General features: G+C 75.0%; 16 protein-coding genes. 3 read left to right on the forward strand and 13 right to left on the reverse strand.

Features of this window, described 5'->3' with window-relative positions; all coding sequences use genetic code 11:
* Positions 1-35: 35 nt before the first annotated feature.
* Positions 36-461 (forward strand): hypothetical protein, encoded by a 426-nt coding sequence (locus K7862_RS05135; protein ID WP_222961068.1) that lies wholly within the window; start codon positions 36-38, stop codon positions 459-461.
* A gap of 31 nt (positions 462-492) precedes the next feature.
* On the opposite strand, the gene K7862_RS05140 is transcribed toward K7862_RS05135, so the two are convergent.
* The 8 genes from K7862_RS05140 to K7862_RS05170 all read right to left on the reverse strand — a co-directional run bounded on the left by K7862_RS05140 (position 493) and on the right by K7862_RS05170 (position 9,540).
* Complete coding sequence (locus K7862_RS05140) at positions 493-5,727, reverse strand: hypothetical protein (RefSeq protein WP_222961069.1); 5,235 nt, start codon at positions 5,725-5,727, stop codon at positions 493-495.
* Positions 5,728-6,000: 273 nt separating this feature from the next.
* Positions 6,001-6,615: a response regulator transcription factor gene (locus K7862_RS05145; protein ID WP_222961070.1), complete on the reverse strand. Its 615-nt coding sequence runs from the start codon at positions 6,613-6,615 to the stop codon at positions 6,001-6,003.
* A gap of 9 nt (positions 6,616-6,624) precedes the next feature.
* A complete protein-coding gene (locus tag K7862_RS05150; RefSeq protein ID WP_222961072.1) occupies positions 6,625-7,152 on the reverse strand; it encodes a nuclear transport factor 2 family protein in 528 nt (175 codons plus the stop codon).
* Positions 7,153-7,377: 225 nt separating this feature from the next.
* Positions 7,378-7,764 (reverse strand): hypothetical protein, encoded by a 387-nt coding sequence (locus K7862_RS05155; RefSeq protein WP_222961074.1) that lies wholly within the window; start codon positions 7,762-7,764, stop codon positions 7,378-7,380.
* Positions 7,765-7,826: 62 nt separating this feature from the next.
* Positions 7,827-8,096: a hypothetical protein gene (locus K7862_RS37295; protein WP_262412687.1), complete on the reverse strand. Its 270-nt coding sequence runs from the start codon at positions 8,094-8,096 to the stop codon at positions 7,827-7,829.
* Positions 8,093-8,248: a hypothetical protein gene (locus tag K7862_RS37300; RefSeq protein WP_262412688.1), complete on the reverse strand. Its 156-nt coding sequence runs from the start codon at positions 8,246-8,248 to the stop codon at positions 8,093-8,095. Before K7862_RS37300 ends, K7862_RS37295 begins: the two co-directional genes overlap by 4 nt.
* 66 nt (positions 8,249-8,314) lie before the next feature.
* Positions 8,315-9,055: a hypothetical protein gene (locus K7862_RS05165; protein ID WP_262412689.1), complete on the reverse strand. Its 741-nt coding sequence runs from the start codon at positions 9,053-9,055 to the stop codon at positions 8,315-8,317.
* Positions 9,052-9,540, reverse strand: a complete 489-nt coding sequence (locus tag K7862_RS05170) for a GNAT family N-acetyltransferase (protein ID WP_222961076.1) — start codon at positions 9,538-9,540, stop codon at positions 9,052-9,054. The genes K7862_RS05165 and K7862_RS05170 overlap by 4 nt, the downstream gene beginning before the upstream one ends.
* A 142-nt stretch (positions 9,541-9,682) precedes the next feature.
* On the opposite strand from K7862_RS05170, the gene K7862_RS05175 reads away from it, so the two are divergent.
* Both K7862_RS05175 and K7862_RS05180 read left to right on the forward strand, forming a co-directional pair.
* Positions 9,683-10,432: a TetR/AcrR family transcriptional regulator gene (locus K7862_RS05175; RefSeq protein ID WP_222961078.1), complete on the forward strand. Its 750-nt coding sequence runs from the start codon at positions 9,683-9,685 to the stop codon at positions 10,430-10,432.
* Between the two features lie 109 nt (positions 10,433-10,541).
* Positions 10,542-11,003 (forward strand): hypothetical protein, encoded by a 462-nt coding sequence (locus tag K7862_RS05180; protein WP_222961081.1) that lies wholly within the window; start codon positions 10,542-10,544, stop codon positions 11,001-11,003.
* A 66-nt stretch (positions 11,004-11,069) separates the two neighbouring features.
* Here the strand turns inward: K7862_RS05180 and K7862_RS05185 are convergent, their stop codons facing one another.
* From K7862_RS05185 to K7862_RS05205, 5 genes are all read right to left on the reverse strand, one after another.
* The gene (locus K7862_RS05185; protein ID WP_222961083.1) at positions 11,070-12,923 is read right to left on the reverse strand and encodes a TIGR03767 family metallophosphoesterase; all 1,854 of its coding nucleotides are present in this window, start codon (positions 12,921-12,923) and stop codon (positions 11,070-11,072) included.
* Between the two features lie 348 nt (positions 12,924-13,271).
* Positions 13,272-13,880 (reverse strand): response regulator transcription factor, encoded by a 609-nt coding sequence (locus tag K7862_RS05190; RefSeq protein WP_222961085.1) that lies wholly within the window; start codon positions 13,878-13,880, stop codon positions 13,272-13,274.
* Positions 13,877-15,115, reverse strand: coding sequence for a sensor histidine kinase (locus K7862_RS05195; protein ID WP_308011849.1), 1,239 nt, complete (start codon positions 15,113-15,115; stop codon positions 13,877-13,879). The genes K7862_RS05190 and K7862_RS05195 overlap by 4 nt, the downstream gene beginning before the upstream one ends.
* Positions 15,112-15,678, reverse strand: a complete 567-nt coding sequence (locus K7862_RS05200; RefSeq protein ID WP_222961087.1) for a hypothetical protein — start codon at positions 15,676-15,678, stop codon at positions 15,112-15,114. The genes K7862_RS05195 and K7862_RS05200 overlap by 4 nt, the downstream gene beginning before the upstream one ends.
* Positions 15,679-15,784: 106 nt before the next feature.
* Positions 15,785-16,798: a hypothetical protein gene (locus K7862_RS05205; RefSeq protein WP_222961089.1), complete on the reverse strand. Its 1,014-nt coding sequence runs from the start codon at positions 16,796-16,798 to the stop codon at positions 15,785-15,787.
* Positions 16,799-16,870: the final 72 nt, after the last annotated feature.

Here is a 16,870-nt window from a genome sequence, read left to right on the forward strand (position 1 = left end):
CGCGGGGAACGCCCGTCGGGGAGAATGGCCGGCATATGGACGCGAGCGGATACGCGGCGTGGGCGGCCGCGGTGACGAGTGCGGCGACCCTTGTGGTGACGACGCTGGTCAGCGGGCGGCGCGAGCAGGTCCGCTGGGCCCGGGACGCCCTGACGGACGCGTTCGTCGCGTTCCTGTCGGCGAGCTGGAAGCACTCCGACCTGGCCCGCTCGGGCCTGCCGGGCGATCCCGCGGTCGCGCCCGGGCTGGCGCGCGAGTACGCCGAGATGCGTAGCCATCTCACCCGGCTGCGGCTGCTCACCTCGGCCGACGTCGTCACCGCGGGCGAGGTGCTGCTGCGTCTCCAGCGGGAGGTGCAGGAGGCGACGACCCAGGCGGGCCGGCACACGGCGCTGGAGGCGGCGTCCACCGCCCGCATGGAGGTCGTCGCCGCGGCCAAGAAGGCCATGGACCTGCCGTGACCTCCCGTGCGGGCCGCGGGCTCCGCCTGCCTCAGGGGACATAGCGCCTCATCGTGGACTCGGCGGTGTCGCGGATCTGCGCGAGGACCGTGCGGGTGCCGGCCGGCAGCCGCCGGTCGCGCAGCGTGCCGCCGATCCAGCGGGCGAGGTCCACCAGGTAGGAGTCGCCGGACTGGGTGAGCGGTCCCGGCAGCCAGTGCGCGGTGATGTTGCGCGCCGCCTGGTGCATGACCGGGTCGTCCGGCGGCAGCGAGTCGAGCAGTTCCTCCCAGTCGCCGAGGAAGCCCAGCCCGACCAGCCGGGCCCGTTCCAGGCTCGGGTGGCGGCCCTGCGTGGTGCCGGCCATCCGCATCAGCGTGGCCATCTCCGCCCGCACGCTGCTGACCGCGCCGTCGCCCAGCGCGAGCTTCGCCAGCAGGCCCAGCGCGGACACCGCGTGCGCGGCCATCGACACCTCGACCAGGCCGTGCACCGGATGCGAATGGGTGATGGTCGCGGTGTTGTTGGCGACGTGCTGCGCCACCTCGTGGACGAATCCCAGGCTCTCGTGCAGCCCGGCGCCGGCGGCCAGCAGGACGTAGCGGTGGGCGGCGAGCCCGGTCGGGTCGCCGGGCTCCAGCGCCAGCAGCCGCTGCCGCTGGTCGAAGTCCAGGGTCAGCGGCTGGAAGGCGGGGGCGTCCAGCAGGACGTCGGTGGTGCTGATCAGGGTGAGCACGTCGGCGTCGTCGAGGTCGGGGTCGTCCAGCAGCAGTCCGATGTCGGTGCGGTCCGGCATCGCCTCCCGCCAGGTGGCCGCCCACGGCCAGAACCGGGCCTGCCGCAGGCCGTGTTCGCGCACCGACCGGTCGACGGCCAGCGCCAGCCGGGGCCGTGGCGCCAGGTCGTGCCGCCCGAGCGCCGCCACCAGCGCCGCCAGCGGTTCCAGCTCCGCGGGCCCGGGGCGCACGGCGAGCCGTTCGACGATCCGCTCGACGGCCGGCACGTCCTCGGCGCCCAGGCCGTGGACGAACGCGGCGACCGCCAGCAGCCGGCCCGGCGACCCGGCCCCGCCCGGCGCGGTGCCCAGCTCCTCCAGCACCGGCCCCGCGACGACCGTGCCCTGCATCAGCAGCCGGTGGGCGGCGGCGGCGGCCATCGCCTCGTCCGCGCCGCACAGCAGCTCCGGCCAGCGGGCCTGCGCCTTCTCGCCCACCTCCACGACGCAGTGCGCGAGTTCGTCCTCGGGCGCCTCGGCCAGCACGAGCTCCGCGGCCCTGCGCAGGTACTCCTCCCAGTCGGGCTGGTCGGCCAGGCCCATCCGGAAGCGGTGGTCCAGCAGCACCCCCAGCCGGCCCTCCCCGGCCAGCACGCCGAGCAGGTCCATGCGTTCGCGGTTGAGCCGGCGCGCGGTGGCCGAGTCGGCGCACGCCGGCAGGTCCTCGTCCACCTCCGCCAGCCGGCGCGCGCACGCCTCGGCGTAGACCGCCCGCACCTCGCCGCTGGGCAGCACCTCCAGCTCCTCCAGCGTCTGCCACGCCTGCCGGATCACCGGCCACGACGCCGCCGGACGCAGCCGGGCCCAGACGTAGCCGGCCAGCGCGTGCTGCTCGGTGGCGGCCACGCTGCGCAGCGCCCGTACCGTCAGCTCGTCGCTGAGCCGGTCCGCGGGCGTCTCCAGCAGCGTCCGCAGCACCTCCCGCAGGATCTGCCCGGCGCCGGGCGCGAACCACTGGTGCATCATCACCAGGCCGTCGAGGGCGTCGGCCGCGGCGGGCGAGGCGTCGCCGCGGACCGCGACGCCGTGCAGGATCTCCATGGCCTGCGGGGTGCCGTACTTCGCCAGCGCGTACGCCGCCTGGCGCCATGCCGGGCCGCCGCTGTCCTCGGAGGTGAGGGTCTCCTGGACGCCGCTGAGCAACCGGTCGCGCAGCCCCGGGTAGGAGTCCGGCGGGGTGGCCTGCAGCAGCCAGGCCCCGTAGACCGCGTTGGCCCGCACCGCGGCGTCCAGCACCGCGCTGACCAGCCGCTTGTCGGCGTCCGGGTCGGCGACCAGCATCTGCGCGGCGTCCCGCCAGTCGAACCGCATGACGCGGGCGGTCACCGCCACCAGGTCCCGTTCCGCCTCGGCCTGCAGCGCCGCGGCGGCGAAGTACGCGTGCACCAGCGGGTCGCGGAAGGTCACCCAGGACTGCGCGGCGTCGGTCTGCAGCGGGCCCATGTTGAGCAGCGCCTGCAGGGTGCTGTCGGTGTCCCTGGGCTGCATCTTCTGCAGGGTCCGCAGCGCCTCCTGGTAGCGGATCGCCGAGCCGTGGTCGCCCATCTTGTGGGCGAGGAGCTGCAGCAACTGCATCCTGCGTTCGGCCTCGTTGGCGTCCACGCCGTGCTGGAGCTGGGTGAGGTAGAGGTGGACCAGCGCGCCGGGGTTCGCGGAGATCTGCGAGGCCTCGTCGTAGTGCTGGACCAGCATCCACAGGAACAGCGGCTTGCCCGCCATGTCGCGCAGCGCGGCCGCGTCCGGGTCGTCGAAGAGCTGCTTCTCCAGGGCCGCGACGTGCGGGCGCCAGGTCTGCGGCTCCTTGGTGCGCAGGATGTCCTCGATGTAGTCGCGGGCCTGCTGCTTGCGCACCTCGTGCAGCACCACCGCGGGCCACGGCAGGCCCTCAGGGCGGTACTCCCACGAGCGCTGGCACACCACGACCGGCAGCCGCGGGTACTCCTCGCCCAGGGCGCGGATCCAGCGCGTCACGACCGGCTTCTCCGCCGCGTCCAGCCGGTTCAGATCGTCGACGACCACGTGCAGGCCGCCCATCCGCAGCAGCCGGTGCAGGACCGGTGTGGGGATGCCGTCGGGCACCGCGCAGCAGCCGCGCAGCACCTCCGCGGCCGGCCGGCGGCCCCCGGCGCCGCCGGCGCGCAACTGCTCGATGACGCGCAGCGCGCTGACGGTGACCGGCCAGCAGGGGGGGCGGTCCGGCGCGGCGTTCGTGCCGTCGGCGGCGGGTCCCTCGGCCCCCGCGGAGATCGGGGCGGCCTCGTAGGGCGGCCGCGCCCGGCGCGCGCCGTCGCGCAGCAGCCGGGCCTGCAACTCGCGCGCCACGACGGTCTTCCCGGCGCCCGGGTCGCCGACCAGCACCGCCCGCCGGTGCTCCAGCAGCAGGTCCACCGCGTGCTGCGGGGAGATCACCAGCGCGCCGTCACCGCGCTGCACCAGCGGCTCCCCGGCCGTCAGCACCCGGCCGGTGAGCGGGATGTACGGGTCGAGGCCGTCGCACTCCGCCCGCCGCCGCTCCAGCGTGTCCGCCAGCGGCCCGCCGAACAGCGCGCCCAGTACCTCGGCGTCCGTCGGCGCGTCCGGGCCGTGCGGCCCCTTGCAGCCCTGCCGTGCGGCGAGCAGCACACCGACGGCCGGCCAGTCCAGCTCCCGGGTCGCGAGCAGCGCCCGGGACAGCGCGGCGATCTGCCGCGGCGGCCACTGCGCGAAGAACGTCTCGTCCAGGCCCTGCAGGGCCTCCGCCGCGACGCCCGCGGTCACCGCGGACACGGCCACCTTGTGGGCGTTCTGCTCGGCGTCGGGGAACTTCAGGCCGCGGCAGGCGGCGAGCGTCAGGTGCTGGAACAGGTGACGCGACGCGGCCTCGGGCCCCAGCGCCTCGGCCACGGCCAGCGCCGCGGCCCGCAGCGTCCAGAGGTAGGTCAGGCAGCGCGCCAGCACCGGCGAGCGCTCCTCGGCGCTGGCGACCAGCGCCTCCAGCAGCCGGTCCTGGCTCTCGGGTCCCACGTCGGGCGCGAGCGTGGTCAGCACGGCCAGGTCCCGCTGGAGCTGCACCAGGTCCGCCCACGGCAGGTCGTCGGCGCTCAGCTCCCGCAGCGCGCAGACCTCCAGCCACGCGTAGTCGACAAGGGTCGCGCCGCCGGGGTCGGCCTGGGCGTAGTCGATGAGGTACGTGTTCAGGCCGCACAGCAGGATGTTCCGCGGGTTGAGGTCGCCGTGCACCATCGAGTGCACGCGCTGCTCGGCGGGCGCGGTCAGCACCTGGTGCAGGGCGCGCAGCGGGTGCGCCACGGCCACGCCGTCGCGCTCCAGGTGGGTGGGGGTCTCGCGGAAGCGGTGGGGGGTGGGCCGGGGCGGCGCGGGGGTGCCGGTTTCGGTGTCGGTGGCGATTTCGGTGTCGCCGGCGTTGTCCGTGCCGCGGTCGGGCTCCCGGGCGGCGTCTGCGTCGGTGCCGGGAGCGGGGTCGGCGCCGGGGTCGGGACCTGGATCGGGGTCCGGGTCCGGATCGGGGTCCGGGTCCGGGTCGACGAGGAAGGTGCGCAGCCGCCGTGACCAGGTGTCGGCGCGGACCGCGGCCACGCTGCCGTACACCTCGACGCTGGTCTGCCCGGCCAGGGCGGTCGCCAGGTCGGTCTTCCGGGCCTGCCCGCGGGCCACCGCCTTGACCCGGGTGTCCTCGACCCGGCCGGTCAGTCCCTCCGCGGTCAGCTCGACGTCCTCCAGCCGCACCGCGACCAGGTCGCGCACGGCGAGCGTGCGGTGTTCGCCGGGCGGGGCGCTGGCGGCGCGCAGGATCGTGTCCCCGGGGCGGAACGCGGCGCGGACCTCGTCCTCGCCGGGGTTGCCCATCATCAGCTGCGGCCCGTCGCCGTCCCGGTCCCGGACGATGTCGAAGTCGAGCGTCAGGTCGTGGCCGAGGCTCCGGTTGTACGCCCGCAGCGTGCCGGGGACCGTTGCGGGACTGCGGTGCAGGGCCCGCGGCAGCGCCCGGGTGACGGCGGACACGGCCGCGGACGCCGAGGCGGCGTCGGAGTGCCCGCGGACCCCGGCGACGATGACGTCCTCCAGCGAACGGACCTCGCCGCCGTTCTGGTCGCGGTCGCTGACGTGCTGGTAGACGACGACCTGCCGGCCGAGGGTGTCCGGACGCCCGGGGTCGAGCACCGCGCGGCTGACGGCCAGGATCGGCACGTACATCGCGAAGCGGTTGCTGCGGTCGGTGCTGCGGAACGCGGCCCACTCCTTGGCGGCGGACGCGCGGTCGGAGAGCTTGGCCACCTGTAACGCCTCGTCACCTCCGGTGTGGGTGACGGCGATCTCCAGCACCTCGGAGCCGCTGCGGCCGCCGGCGAGGCGGCGGCAGACCCGGACCGTGCGGACGCTCTCCGGCCAGCAGCCGGGCGCGGACTCGCCCGGGTTCGCACAGGCGGCGACGGTGGTGAGGGCCGCGCGGATCTCGGCGGCGCTCCCGGTGTCGATGCCGCAGCCGGCAGCGAACTCGATGTCCCATGTCACCCGCAGCTCCCCCCGCCGGCAGGCCGGGCCCGATCGCCCTGACCCTCACTTACCCCTGGGCGCCGGGTGTCTCACACGGCGGTCGAGTCTAGCGAGGGCCCGCCGCCGCGCGGGGCGGAACGCGCCACGTGCCGGGGCTGGTTCGGGGCCCCGGTGGCGGTGCGACACGGACGGCTCGGGGCGGCCCCGGGTCAGTCGCGGGTCAGTCGGGCGCCGTTTCAGGGCAGTCGCGGGCACACCCGGCAGGCGCGCACGACGGGCAGGCCGGACGGGTCAGAGCCAGCCCTTCTCACGGGCGATGCGGACGGCCTCGGCACGGTTGCGGGCGCCGGTCTTCTGGATGGCGGTCGAGAGGTAGTTGCGCACGGTGCCCTCGGAGAGCAGCAGGCGGCGCGCGATCTCCGCGTTGACCGCGCCGTCGGCCGCCGCGTTGAGGACGTCCCGCTCGCGTGCGGTCAGCGGGTCCGCGCCCTCGGCGAGCGCGGCGGCCGCGAGCGTGGGGTCGATCACCCGGCGGCCCCTCAGCACCTGCCGTACCGCCTCGGCGAGTTCGGCCGCCGGCGCGTCCTTGACCAGGAACGCCTCCGCTCCGGACTCCATCGCCCGGCGCAGGTACCCGGGCCGCCCGAACGTCGTCACGATGACGACCTTCACGCCCGGGGTCTCGCGGCGCAGTGCGGCCGCCGCGTCGATGCCGGTCATGCCGGGCATCTCGATGTCCAGCAGCGCCACGTCCGGGCGGTGCTCGCGCACGGCGGCCACCACCTCGTCGCCGCGCGCGACCTGCGCGACGACCTCGATGTCGTCCTCCAGGCCGAGCAGGGTCGCCAGCGCCTCCCGGACCATGGACTGGTCGTCGGCGAGCAGTACCCGGATGATCCCCGTCATCCCGGCAGGCTACCGGTGCGGAGGGTGCCCCGTCCTCGCCGTCTCACCATGCCATCCGGCGATCTGCAGCCGCGCGATCAGGCCGTCCTCGACGGCGAAGATCAGCGTCGCCTCGTGCGGTGGCCCCTGCGGCGACCACGCCAGCAGCTCGGCGCCGACCCGTGTGAGGTCCTCCTCCGTGTGCTCGTCGGTGAGCCGCATCTTCAGCCGCGCGCCCGCGCACTCCTCGGCGCACCAGTCGCGCAGGGCGTCGCGTCCGCGCAGCTCGGGGCGGTCACCGTCGTCCAGGACCGCGTCCTCGGCGACGGTGGCGGCGAAGTCGTCGGGGTGCCAGGCGTCCATGGCCTCCAGGGCGGCGGCCACCGCGACCGGCATCGAGTCCCGGCGAACGCTGTACTGGCCCCGCCCGTCCTCGGTCGCCGGCCCCTTGGACCGGCGGCGCGGCAGGTGCGCGGCGAGCGACGGGGGGATCGCCAGGTGGGACTGCGTGATGACGTGGGCGTGCGAGAACGCCCAGTCCAGAAACCCGTGGACCACGGTCGCCACCTCCGGGGGGCCGGGGTACCGGTGGCCTTTCGCCTTCCAGTGTCGCGCAGGCGGTGGGTGATCCCCAGTGGAGGGCTGGTGGGGTGGAGGGGTGGGGCGCGCGTGGACGGGCACGGGTGGGCGCGGGTTACGGGCGCGGGCAGCTCGCCCGGGCCGGGTCCGGCTGCGGCTGCGGGCTGCCCGGGCCGTGGAAGCCGGCGCGGCAGCCCCGGGCCGTCAGCCGCCGACCGGGCGGTGGGCGGCGACCGTCGCGAAGAGCGACCAGCCGTCGACCTCGGTGACGGCGTCACCGTTGATGAGGCCGCCGCGGGAGGTGATCTCGTCGACCAGGGCCCGGACCGTCCCGGGCTCGTGGAGGTTGAGGCTGACACCGTCGCCGGTGCCGACCGTGCCGGACGGGGTGTGGCCGTCGGGGACCACGTGCCCCGGGCAGCTCCCGAAGACGACGCGGAGGCGGCCCATCGCGCCGGGCCGGCGGATCGTGAGGACCTCGCTGCAGTCCTCGTAGCTGCCGGGATCCCCATGGTGCTCGTGCCGCACCGACCAGAGAAACGTGTCGTCGCCGACGACCAGCTGCCGCGGCGTTCTGCTGCTGCGCGTCATCTGTCGATGCTAGGCCCGGACCTGTCCAGTGGCACCGCACAGAACCGGCCACGCCGTGACACTCAGCGCGCCATCGCGTACCGGACGAGTTCCAGGTCCTTCAGCGGTACGGCCAGGTCGTACGTCCCGTCGCCGGTGACGAGCTCGTAGCGCCGGAACTGCGGTCCGCCCGGCACCTTCCCGCCCTCGCCCCGGAGGGCGAACGGCGGCACGAGCTCCACGGTCCCGGCGCCGCCGGTCCGCTGCACCCACACCGGTGGGCGGCCCGCCGTGAGCCGCAGGTCGCCGCGCTTGGAGAGCAGGACCGTGCGTCCCTGGCCCGCGCGGATCACCCGCTCCCCGCCCAGGTCCTGCTGAACGCCGAGACCACGAGGGTCTCCCCCGCGTCCAGGTCCTTCCGGTCCTGCTCGGCCGAGCGCCGCCGCAGCCCCGTCCACCGCAGCAGCACGTCCCCCGCCGTCTCCGTCCCCGCGGCCCGCCTCATCGCGCCCTCCCCATCCGTCCCGGACCGGAGCCCTCACTCACGGGCTCCGCCGCGGCCATCACATCATCATCCGCCGCATCCCCCGCACTCTGGCGGAATCACGCCCCCCGTCAGCGCATCGCGCAGGCAGGAGATCAGATCATCTCCCGCCACCTCGGTCCACCCAACCCCGGCTGCCCCGACCCGCAGCACGCGGTAGCGCCCCGACTCCGCCTCCTCGACGAGGACCTGCCGGCTCGTCCCGTCGAGTGGATCCACCCGCAGACGGACCGCACCATGAGTGATCGTCGGGAACATCGTCCGCAGCACCTCGTCCGCGTGCAGGCGACGGAGGAGGCTCCGCTGCCTGCGGTGGAAGTCGGCGGACAGGAGCCCGGACCACTGCTGGGCGGTGGGTTCGCCGGCCTCCAGCGTCCTGACGAACTCGCCGAGGTCCAGGAAGGCGAAGCGCGCCGCAACATCCGCGTACGGCGTCCCGTCCCGCCAGCGGGCGACCGCGTCCACGAGCAGGGCGAGGTCGCTCGTCGAGCCGATCGGCCACGTGAATCCCGGAATGTGCACGGACACCGTGAACAGCCGCTCGTCGGCGGCGAGATGGACGGTCACCACGCCTCGCGCCGTCTCGATCCGGGCGACGTCGTCCCCGAGCGGCAACGGCCCGAAGTCGTACCCGGTGCGCTCCGCCGCTTCTCTCATGGCCGGGCCGAGCCCCCCGGCGGCGGTCACGTCCGGGTACAGGCGCCGCCCCCGGTCGCGCCGCGCGATGGCGTCCAGCATCTCGTCGGCCACGGCGACAGGGCCGGTCATGCCCGCTCGCGCAGGTCGCGGCGGAACCAGACGCTGGTCTCGCGGCCCGGGGGCGGGGTGGTCGGGGTGAAGCCGGTGTTGGTGAGGACCTTCTGGGAGGCGAGGTTGCGCGGGGAGGTGCCGGCGATCAGCGTGCGCAGGTGGTGGCGGGTGGCCGCGAACCCGCACAACTCCCGTACGGTCGCGGTCGCCAGGCCCCGGCCGGCCGCGTGCCGGGCGACGCGGTACCCGAGTTCGGCGCTGCCGCCCTCGACGTCGAACAGGTTGAAACGGCCCAGGACCGAGCCGTCCTCGGCGATCAGGACGTGGAACAGGCTGATGCCGGCGTCCTGTTCGGTGAGCAGCGCGCTGAACCCCTCGTCGAAGTGCTCGAAGTACGCGTCGCCGCGGTCGGCGATGAAGGACGCGAAGTAGGCGCGGTTCGCCCGCTCGAAGTCCAGGACGGCCGGGGCGTGACGGGCTTCCAGCTGCTGCAGTTCGGGCATCGTCCGACCCTAGCCCTCCCGCCCCCGGCCCGGCTCGGGATTTTCGGCGGCCCCGCAACGTCCCGCACCTCCTACTCCGTTGCCCGCCGGGCCGGTTGGGCATACGCTTTGAGCGTTCGCTCAAAAACGGGAGGGCCGGATCGTGGCCAGGTCGGGAGTACCGAGCAAGGTGGGGGCGGCCGGCGGGTCGGACGAGACCCGGCAGGCGCTGATCCAGGCCGCCGTCGACGTCCTGCGCACCGACGGGTTCCACGGGGCCAGCGCGCGGAAGATCGCCGCCCGGGCCGGCTGCAACCAGGGCTTGGTCTTCTACCACTTCGGGTCCGTGGCCAATCTGCTGCTGGCCGCGCTGGACGCGGTGAGTGAGGACCGGCTGGCGCGGTACTCCGAGGCCGTCGCCGGGACGTCGTCCGTCGTCGGGCTCGCGGACGTGGCCGCCGCGATCTTCGAGGAGGACCTGGACAGCGGCTACGCGAAGGTGCTGGTCGAGCTGATCGCGGGCTCGGCCTCGGTCCCGGGGATGGGAGCGGAGGTGTCCCGGCGGATCGCCGAGTGGACCGGCTTCGCCCGCTCGGCGATCGAGGGGACGGTCAGCTCCTCGCTGCTGGCCGCCGTCGCGCCGCCGTCCGAAGTCGCCTACGGCGTCGTCGCGATGTACCTCGGGCTGGAGATGCTCAGCCACCTGGACGACGACCGCGCCCAGGCGCACGCCCTGTTCCAGCGCGCCCGCACACTCGCCGTCCTCGCGGGGGCGTTCGGCTTCGGCGCCGGGGCGTTCGGGTTCGGCGCCGGCACGAGCGACGACGGCAGCAGCGGCGACGGGACCCCCGAAGAAGAGGACGACGGCGGCGATTCCCCGAACCCCCGGAACCCCCGGCCCGAACCGGCCTGAGGCCGCGGCCGGAAGCAGCCCCGCGCACCCGCACCCGCACCCGCACCCGCACCCGCACCCGCACCCGCAGGACACCCTTCCCGCCCCGCCGACCGAAGGCCGATGCCGCATGGAAGCACGACGCTCCTCCTGGTACGAACAGCCCTTCCCCGGACCGGCGTCCGGTCGGCGATGGCCCGGCGAGGCCCTCGCGCTGTGGGCGGTCGCCTCGGGCGTGGCCGTCCTGGTCCTGGCCGCGGTCCTGCCCGTGGAGACCGTCGACACCGGACGCCCGGGAGTGCAGCCGCGTCACAGCCTCCTCCAGGTGCACGGTGCCGCCGTCCTGCTGCCGTCGGCGGTCCCGCTGCTGGTCGCCCTGCTGGTGACCGGGGCCCTGTACGCCGGCCGGCACGGCGGCCGTCGCTGGACGCTCGCGGTGGCGTGGACCCTGTCGGTGGCACTGCTCGCGGCGGCGCTGGCCGGCTTCGTGACCTTCCTGATCGGGATCTACGTCGTGCCGACCGGCGTCCTGCTGACCGCCGCCACCTGCATGGCGCAGAGCGCACGCGGGAAGCAGGAACCGGCGCGTTAGGACGGCCGGCGCGGGCCCGCGGGCGCGGCGCCAGGTGGAGGGACTGACGAGCACCCGGGCGCCGGATCAGGCCCGCCGCACCACCAGTTCCGTGTTGCGGTCGCGCGCCGCGCCCGCCGAGGACTCCCGCACGCCACTCGTCATGGCCTCCGGCAGACCGGGCGCGTTGTAGGACAACTCCCGGTACAGCGAGGCGAGTCCGGTCTGCGAGAGGTCGCTCGTGTCGGTCCGGTAGGGCGCCGAGGACTCGATGAGGGTGGTGAACAGCGACACCGTCCCGTCGTGGTTGTCCACGAGTTCGAGCAGCCGGGCGTGGTGCGGATAGTCCACGTGCGAGGCCGTGTTGACCTCCCAGAAGGACCGGCTCGCGGTGGCGTGCGGGTGCGGGGTGATCTGGTTGACGTGGCTGTGGCCGTTGATCCAGGCCACCACGTTGGGGAAGCGGCTCAGCAGATCGATGACGTCCTGGCCGTCGTGGCGGTCCTCCTCCGGGCGGGCGGCGTCGCGGCGCCGGGTCATGCTGGGGCTGTGGTGGTGGCTGAACACCAGGATCAGCGCGTCGTCCGCCGCCGCGTTGCGCACCACGTGCCCGTCGGCGTCGTACGACACCGCGTTGTACGCGGTCAGCGTCCGCTCCAGCCAGTCCATCTGGGCGCTGCCCACCGAGCCCTGGAAGTGGCCGCTGCGGTAGGTGGTGTCGAGGCTGATGCCCATGACGCCGTCGGCGATCGGGAAGGCGTAGTACTGCAGGTCGTCGTTGAGGTGGTCCTCGGTGTAGCCGTGGCCGACGGGACCCGCGCCGCCGTACGCGGGGTCGAGGTGGGCGGCCAGGTACTCGTGCGGGGTGAACAGCGCCCGCGCGGGATCGGGGGTGACCGTGCGGGCCTTGGCGGCGTTGCGGGTCAGGATGTCCTTGAAGACCGTGCTCTTGGGATCGTCGCCACTGTTCAGCACCTTGGCGAAGGCGGCCACGTCGGCGTCCGGCACGGTCATCAGCTTGCGACCCGACACGGCGGCGTCCCGCAGTTGCTGGTCCTCGGGCGCCAGGCAGCCGCCGGGCAGGGCGTCGTGGTTGCCGGGTGCGGAGAACCACGGCACGGACAGGCCGGGGCTGGTCACCGGGCGGATCGCGGCCTCCAGGTAGCCGGGGATGTGCGGCATGCCGCGCAGCTTGTCGACATCGCGCAGGGCGCTCTCGGCCTGCCAGAACAGCCGCAGACCCGAGTTCTGCGTGCCCTCGTAGTGCGTGGGGTCCCCGGTGTTCGGCGTGATCCGGCCGCCGCTCATCGCGGTGAGGTACCACTGCAGCTCGATGGAGGAGTTGCTGTCGACGTTGTCACCGGTGGAGACCACGAACGCGGGCGGCAGGCCGGTGTGCGGGGCCGCGGTCAGCGCGTTGACCTGCTCGACGAGCGCGACCGCGCCCGGCACGGTCAGCGCCTCCTGCAGCCGCCACGAGCCGAGCGAGCCGGCCCGCAGGAACTCGGTGCGCAACGGGCTCTGCACGTCCGCGAGATGAAGGTCGGTGAGCTGCACGAAGCAGGCCAGCGGCGTGCGCCGGCCGGCCCGCTGGGCGCCGGCCGCGGCCAGATCGGTCCGCACCACCGTCGGCCAGCCGGGACCCTGGACGATCCTGCGGTAGCCGTGACCGCCGCTGATCCGGGCGGTCGTGTCGAGAGTGGTCAGGCCGTAGGGCGCGGCCCGGTGGACGGCGGCGCGGTGCGTCGCGCCCGCCACCGGGTGCGGGAGCGGGGCGGTGGGACGCACGGTGGCCGGGTGTGTCGCGGCGGCCGCGGCGGCATGGCCGCGGCCCTCGAGCGCGCCGAGCGGCCAGAGGGTGGCGGTGGCGGCCGCGGCGAGCGAGGCGCCCGAACTCAGAAGGAAATGACGGCGGTTGACAGCGGAACGGGTCCCGGTCATGAGGGGGTCCTCCGGTGCGGTGCGCCGCATCGGCACACGGTCACTGAACCGAATGTCTCCTCATGAGCGTGGGCGGCCGCGATGGCCCCGGCGTGAACGACGCCGGAACTCCACAGCGCCGTAAGCCGTCAGGTCAGGCCCGTGTCCGGCACGGCGGCCGTGCCTGGTGGGCGCCGGGGAAACGGCACTTGACGTGTGAGGGGGCGGCGCGGGAACGTCACCCGGCGTATGGGGGCTCGGGGGGTACGTCACCGGGCGTGCGGGGCTCGGGGATACGCCACCCGGCAGCGTGTCGGCGCCGGCGCGTCACAGCCCGCGCATCACACCCCCCGCATCACAGCCCGCGCATCACAGCCAGCCCCGCTCGTCGGCCACGCGCAGCGCCTCCGCACGGTTGCGGGTGGCGGTCTTGGCGATCGCGGCGGACAGGTAGTTGCGGACCGTGCCCTCCGACAGGTAGAGCCGCGCGGCGATGTCCGCCACGCCCGCGCCGGAGCGGGTGGCGTTGAGCACGTCGCGCTCGCGCGCGGTGAGCGGGGACTCGCCCGCCGCGAGGGTCGCCGCCGCCAGCGCGGGGTCGACGACCCGCTGTCCCGCCATCACGCGGCGGATCGCGTCGGCGAGCGTCTCCGGCGGCGCGTCCTTGACGACGAAGCCGACCGCCCCCGCCTCCATCGCGCGGCGCAGGTACCCGGCGCGGCCGAAGGTCGTCAGGATCACCACACGGCAGGCGGGAAGGCGTTTGGCCAGCACCGCGGCCGCGGCCAGCCCGTCCAGGCCCGGCATCTCGATGTCGAGCAGGGCGACGTCCGGCCGATGCTCGGCGGCGGCGTCGGCGACCTGGTCGCCCCGGCCCACGGAGGCGACGACCTCGAAGTCCTCCTCCAGTTCCAGCAGCGCGGACAGCGCGCCGCGGATGAGGTCCTGGTCGTCGGCGAGCAGCAGGCGGATCGTCATGCCGATGTCATGCCCATCCCGGCGAGTGACACGCGCAGCCGCCAGCCGCCCGGATCCGCCGGCCCCGCCTCCACGCTGCCGCCGGCCGCCGCCACGCGTTCCCGCAGGCCGGTCAGGCCGTTGCCCCCCACCCGGGCGGGCCGCCCGGCGGGCGCTGCGGGCCCGGCCGCACGGGGTACGGCCCCGACGCCGTCGTCGCGGATCTCCACGTGCTCGGCCGACAGCGTGATCGTGCACCGGCTGGCGTTGGCGTGCCGGACCACGTTGGTCAGGCCCTCGCGGACCACCCAGCCGAACAGCTCACGGTGCTCGGCGTCGACCATGTCGGTCGCGGTCGGCAGGTCGGCGACGATCCCTGCGGCCCGCAACAGCTCACGTCCGCGCGCGAGTTCACCGGCCAGGTTCACCTCGCGGTAGCCCGTCACGGCGGCCCGCACGTCCGCCAGCGCCTGGCGGCCGAGCTCCTCGACGGCGGTGATCTCGTCGAGCGCGCGGGACGAGCCGGCGGCGGCGAGCCGGCGGGCGAGCGCGCTCTTGACGGTGATGACCGTGAGCGAGTGGCCGAGCAGGTCGTGCAGGTCCCGGGCGATGCGGTTGCGTTCGGCCTCGGAGGCCAGCCGCGCGACCTCGGCCCTGGCCTCCACCAGTGCCAGGTTGGTGGCGGCGGTCTGCGCGAAGGCGTGCACGGTCAGCGCGGTGAAGAGCACCGCCAGGGCCTCGAAGGTGGCGGGACCGCTGTGCCACGAGGGCACGAGCGGCGGCACGACCAGGGGCGCCAGCGTGCCGGCCGCCACCACGGGCACGGCGTACCGCTGGAAGAAGATCGTGGCCAGGGAGACGGTCACCGCGGCGAGGAAGAAGGCGAACTCGCGGGCGAACGGCAGCTCGGCCACGAACAGCGCGGTCATCGCGCCCAGCAGGCACCGGTGGAACCAGGGGTGTTCGGTGACGGTGACGGCCTCCAGCAGGTAGCAGGCGCAGAAGGCCGCCACGATCAGATAGCCGGCCAGGGCCCGGTCGCCTGTGGAGTACTGCCCGAGCAAGCCCGCGGTGATGATCGGGTAGACCAGCATCCCCAGGGACAGCATCCGGCGGCGCCAGCCCTGCTGCCAGCGCAGTTCGGCGTCGGACGACCCGCTCCCCGGCCTCCCCGGCGAGGGGTCGGGGAGCGGGTCGCGCAGGGGTTCGGACGGCGGGGGGCCGGGCGGCCCCCCGCCGGGAGCGGTGGACGTCACGAGTGAGCCTTCCCCGCGGGCGGGCAGGTGAAGAGCTGCCGTACCCCGCGGCTGTTCGCGGAGGCGACGACGGCGGCCACGACCACGCCGCAGATCGCCTGGTCGGCCTTCATCCAGGCCGGGAACCAGCCCGGCAGGGTCAGGATGGCGACGATCGCGCAGAGCGAGGCGGCCGACAGGATGCGCAGCCGCCGGTAGGCGCCGCGCGAGCCGCGGGCCGCGCGGTCGGCGCACAGGAGCATCACCAGGGCGCCGCCGGCCACGAACGTGCCCCGGATCCAGACCGCGGGTTTCACCGCGGAGGCGTCGACGCGGCTGAGCACCGCGGCGGTCGCGAGGGTCAGCACGCCGACGGCCAGGTAGCCGCCGACGAGCAGCTTGATCCGGCGGAACGCCCGCACGCCCCGGACGTCGCCGAGGCGGGTGACGGAAGCGGTGACGGAAGCGGGGGAAGCGGGGGAAGCGGGGGAAGCGGGGGAAGCGGTGCCGCCGGGAGCCGCGGTGGCCTCGGCGGTGCGGGTGGACGGGGTGACGGTCGCGTGGTTCTCATCGAGTGCGTTCATACCGTCACAGTGGCCGCGGGCACCCGGGTGCGGGCAGTGTGATACCCCATCACCTCGCCATGACATTTGTCAGGGTCCGGCGGCGCGGACGGCCGCCGGGACGCGTTCAGCGGCGCTGCCACCAGTGCCGCTTGAGCGACGGCGTCACCGCGTGGATGGCCGGGCGCAGCAGGTCGAAGGTGACGACCGTGGCGCTGGCGGCCGGGGTGGTCGCCGCGGGGGCGCCCTCGGGCGCCTGCCGGGGGGCGACCGGCCGGATCGCGGGCAGCAGCAGGCCCAGGCAGACCAGCTTGATCTGGTCGTCGTCCATGGGCACGGCGGCGAAGACCGGGGCGCCGGCGAAGCCGTCCGGCAGCGGGGTGGTCCAGCGTACGGGCGCCGCCGGGTCGTCGGAGGTTCGGGTGACCGCGCCCGGCAGCAGCACCTGCGGGCGGTCGGGGTGCTTGCGCCCCGCCTGCTCCTCGACGGTGTGGCCGAGCGCGTAGGCGGGCAGCGGTTCTGCGCCGATCTGCGCGATGTCCGCCGGCTGTGCGGCGAGGCCCGCGGTGACCTCGTCGGTCGTCCAGTGCCAGCCGCGCTTCTCGGCGTGGATGTGCAGGTCGGTGGTGGGCATGACGGCCACCCCGAGGTCGCCGAGCCGCGTCCACTTGCGGGCGAAGGACGGCAGCACCAGCTCGTCGGCGGGCAGCTCGGGGGCCGCCAGGCCGTCGCGCAGCGTGAACTGGCCGAGCTCGTAGCGGGTACGGGACTCGGCGGTGACGAGGTACTGCCGGATCACCTCATGGCCGGCCGCGGTCTCGACGAGGTCGTTGTACCAGAACGCCGTGGCGAAGCTCCGGTCGGCGCGGGCGGCCTGGAACGGCAGCGTCACACGGGCGGCCGCCTCCAGCACGGCCGCCTCGACGAGGTTGACCGGCTCGGCGTCGTCCGGCGCGGCCGCGGCGGCGTCCTCCGCCGTCTCCGGCGCCTCGGCCTCCTCCGCCGCGTCGGAGCCCTCCCGGCCCCCGGCCGCGTCCGGGCTCGCGGATCCCTCCGCGGCCGCGGAGCCCTCCGGGGTCCCGGCCTCCGGGGAGGAGCCGGCGTCGTCGGAGCTGTGGGGCGTCTCAGGGGTCTCGGGCACGTCCCGGACCCTACTACCCGGCGTGCGGTGCGTCGGCCGCGCCCCACCGCCGCCGCCCGTACCGCGCGCCGG

It is taken from the genome of Actinacidiphila acidipaludis (assembly GCF_019890725.1).
Classification (GTDB): Bacteria; Actinomycetota; Actinomycetes; order Streptomycetales; family Streptomycetaceae; genus Actinacidiphila; species Actinacidiphila acidipaludis.

Bases quoted from the DNA above. Each gene is read 5' to 3' on its own strand.
- K7862_RS05135 (WP_222961068.1), top strand. From the start codon at position 36: ATGGACGCGAGCGGATACGCGGCGTGGGCGGCCGCGGTGACGAGTGCG.
- K7862_RS05145 (WP_222961070.1), bottom strand. From the start codon at position 6,615: ATGACGGGGATCATCCGGGTACTGCTCGCCGACGACCAGTCCATGGTC.
- K7862_RS05155 (WP_222961074.1), bottom strand. From the start codon at position 7,764: ATGACGCGCAGCAGCAGAACGCCGCGGCAGCTGGTCGTCGGCGACGAC.
- K7862_RS37300 (WP_262412688.1), bottom strand. From the start codon at position 8,248: ATGAGGCGGGCCGCGGGGACGGAGACGGCGGGGGACGTGCTGCTGCGG.
- K7862_RS05165 (WP_262412689.1), bottom strand. From the start codon at position 9,055: ATGACCGGCCCTGTCGCCGTGGCCGACGAGATGCTGGACGCCATCGCG.
- K7862_RS05170 (WP_222961076.1), bottom strand. From the start codon at position 9,540: ATGCCCGAACTGCAGCAGCTGGAAGCCCGTCACGCCCCGGCCGTCCTG.
- K7862_RS05180 (WP_222961081.1), top strand. From the start codon at position 10,542: ATGGAAGCACGACGCTCCTCCTGGTACGAACAGCCCTTCCCCGGACCG.
- K7862_RS05185 (WP_222961083.1), bottom strand. From the start codon at position 12,923: ATGACCGGGACCCGTTCCGCTGTCAACCGCCGTCATTTCCTTCTGAGT.
- K7862_RS05190 (WP_222961085.1), bottom strand. From the start codon at position 13,880: ATGACGATCCGCCTGCTGCTCGCCGACGACCAGGACCTCATCCGCGGC.
- K7862_RS05200 (WP_222961087.1), bottom strand. From the start codon at position 15,678: ATGAACGCACTCGATGAGAACCACGCGACCGTCACCCCGTCCACCCGC.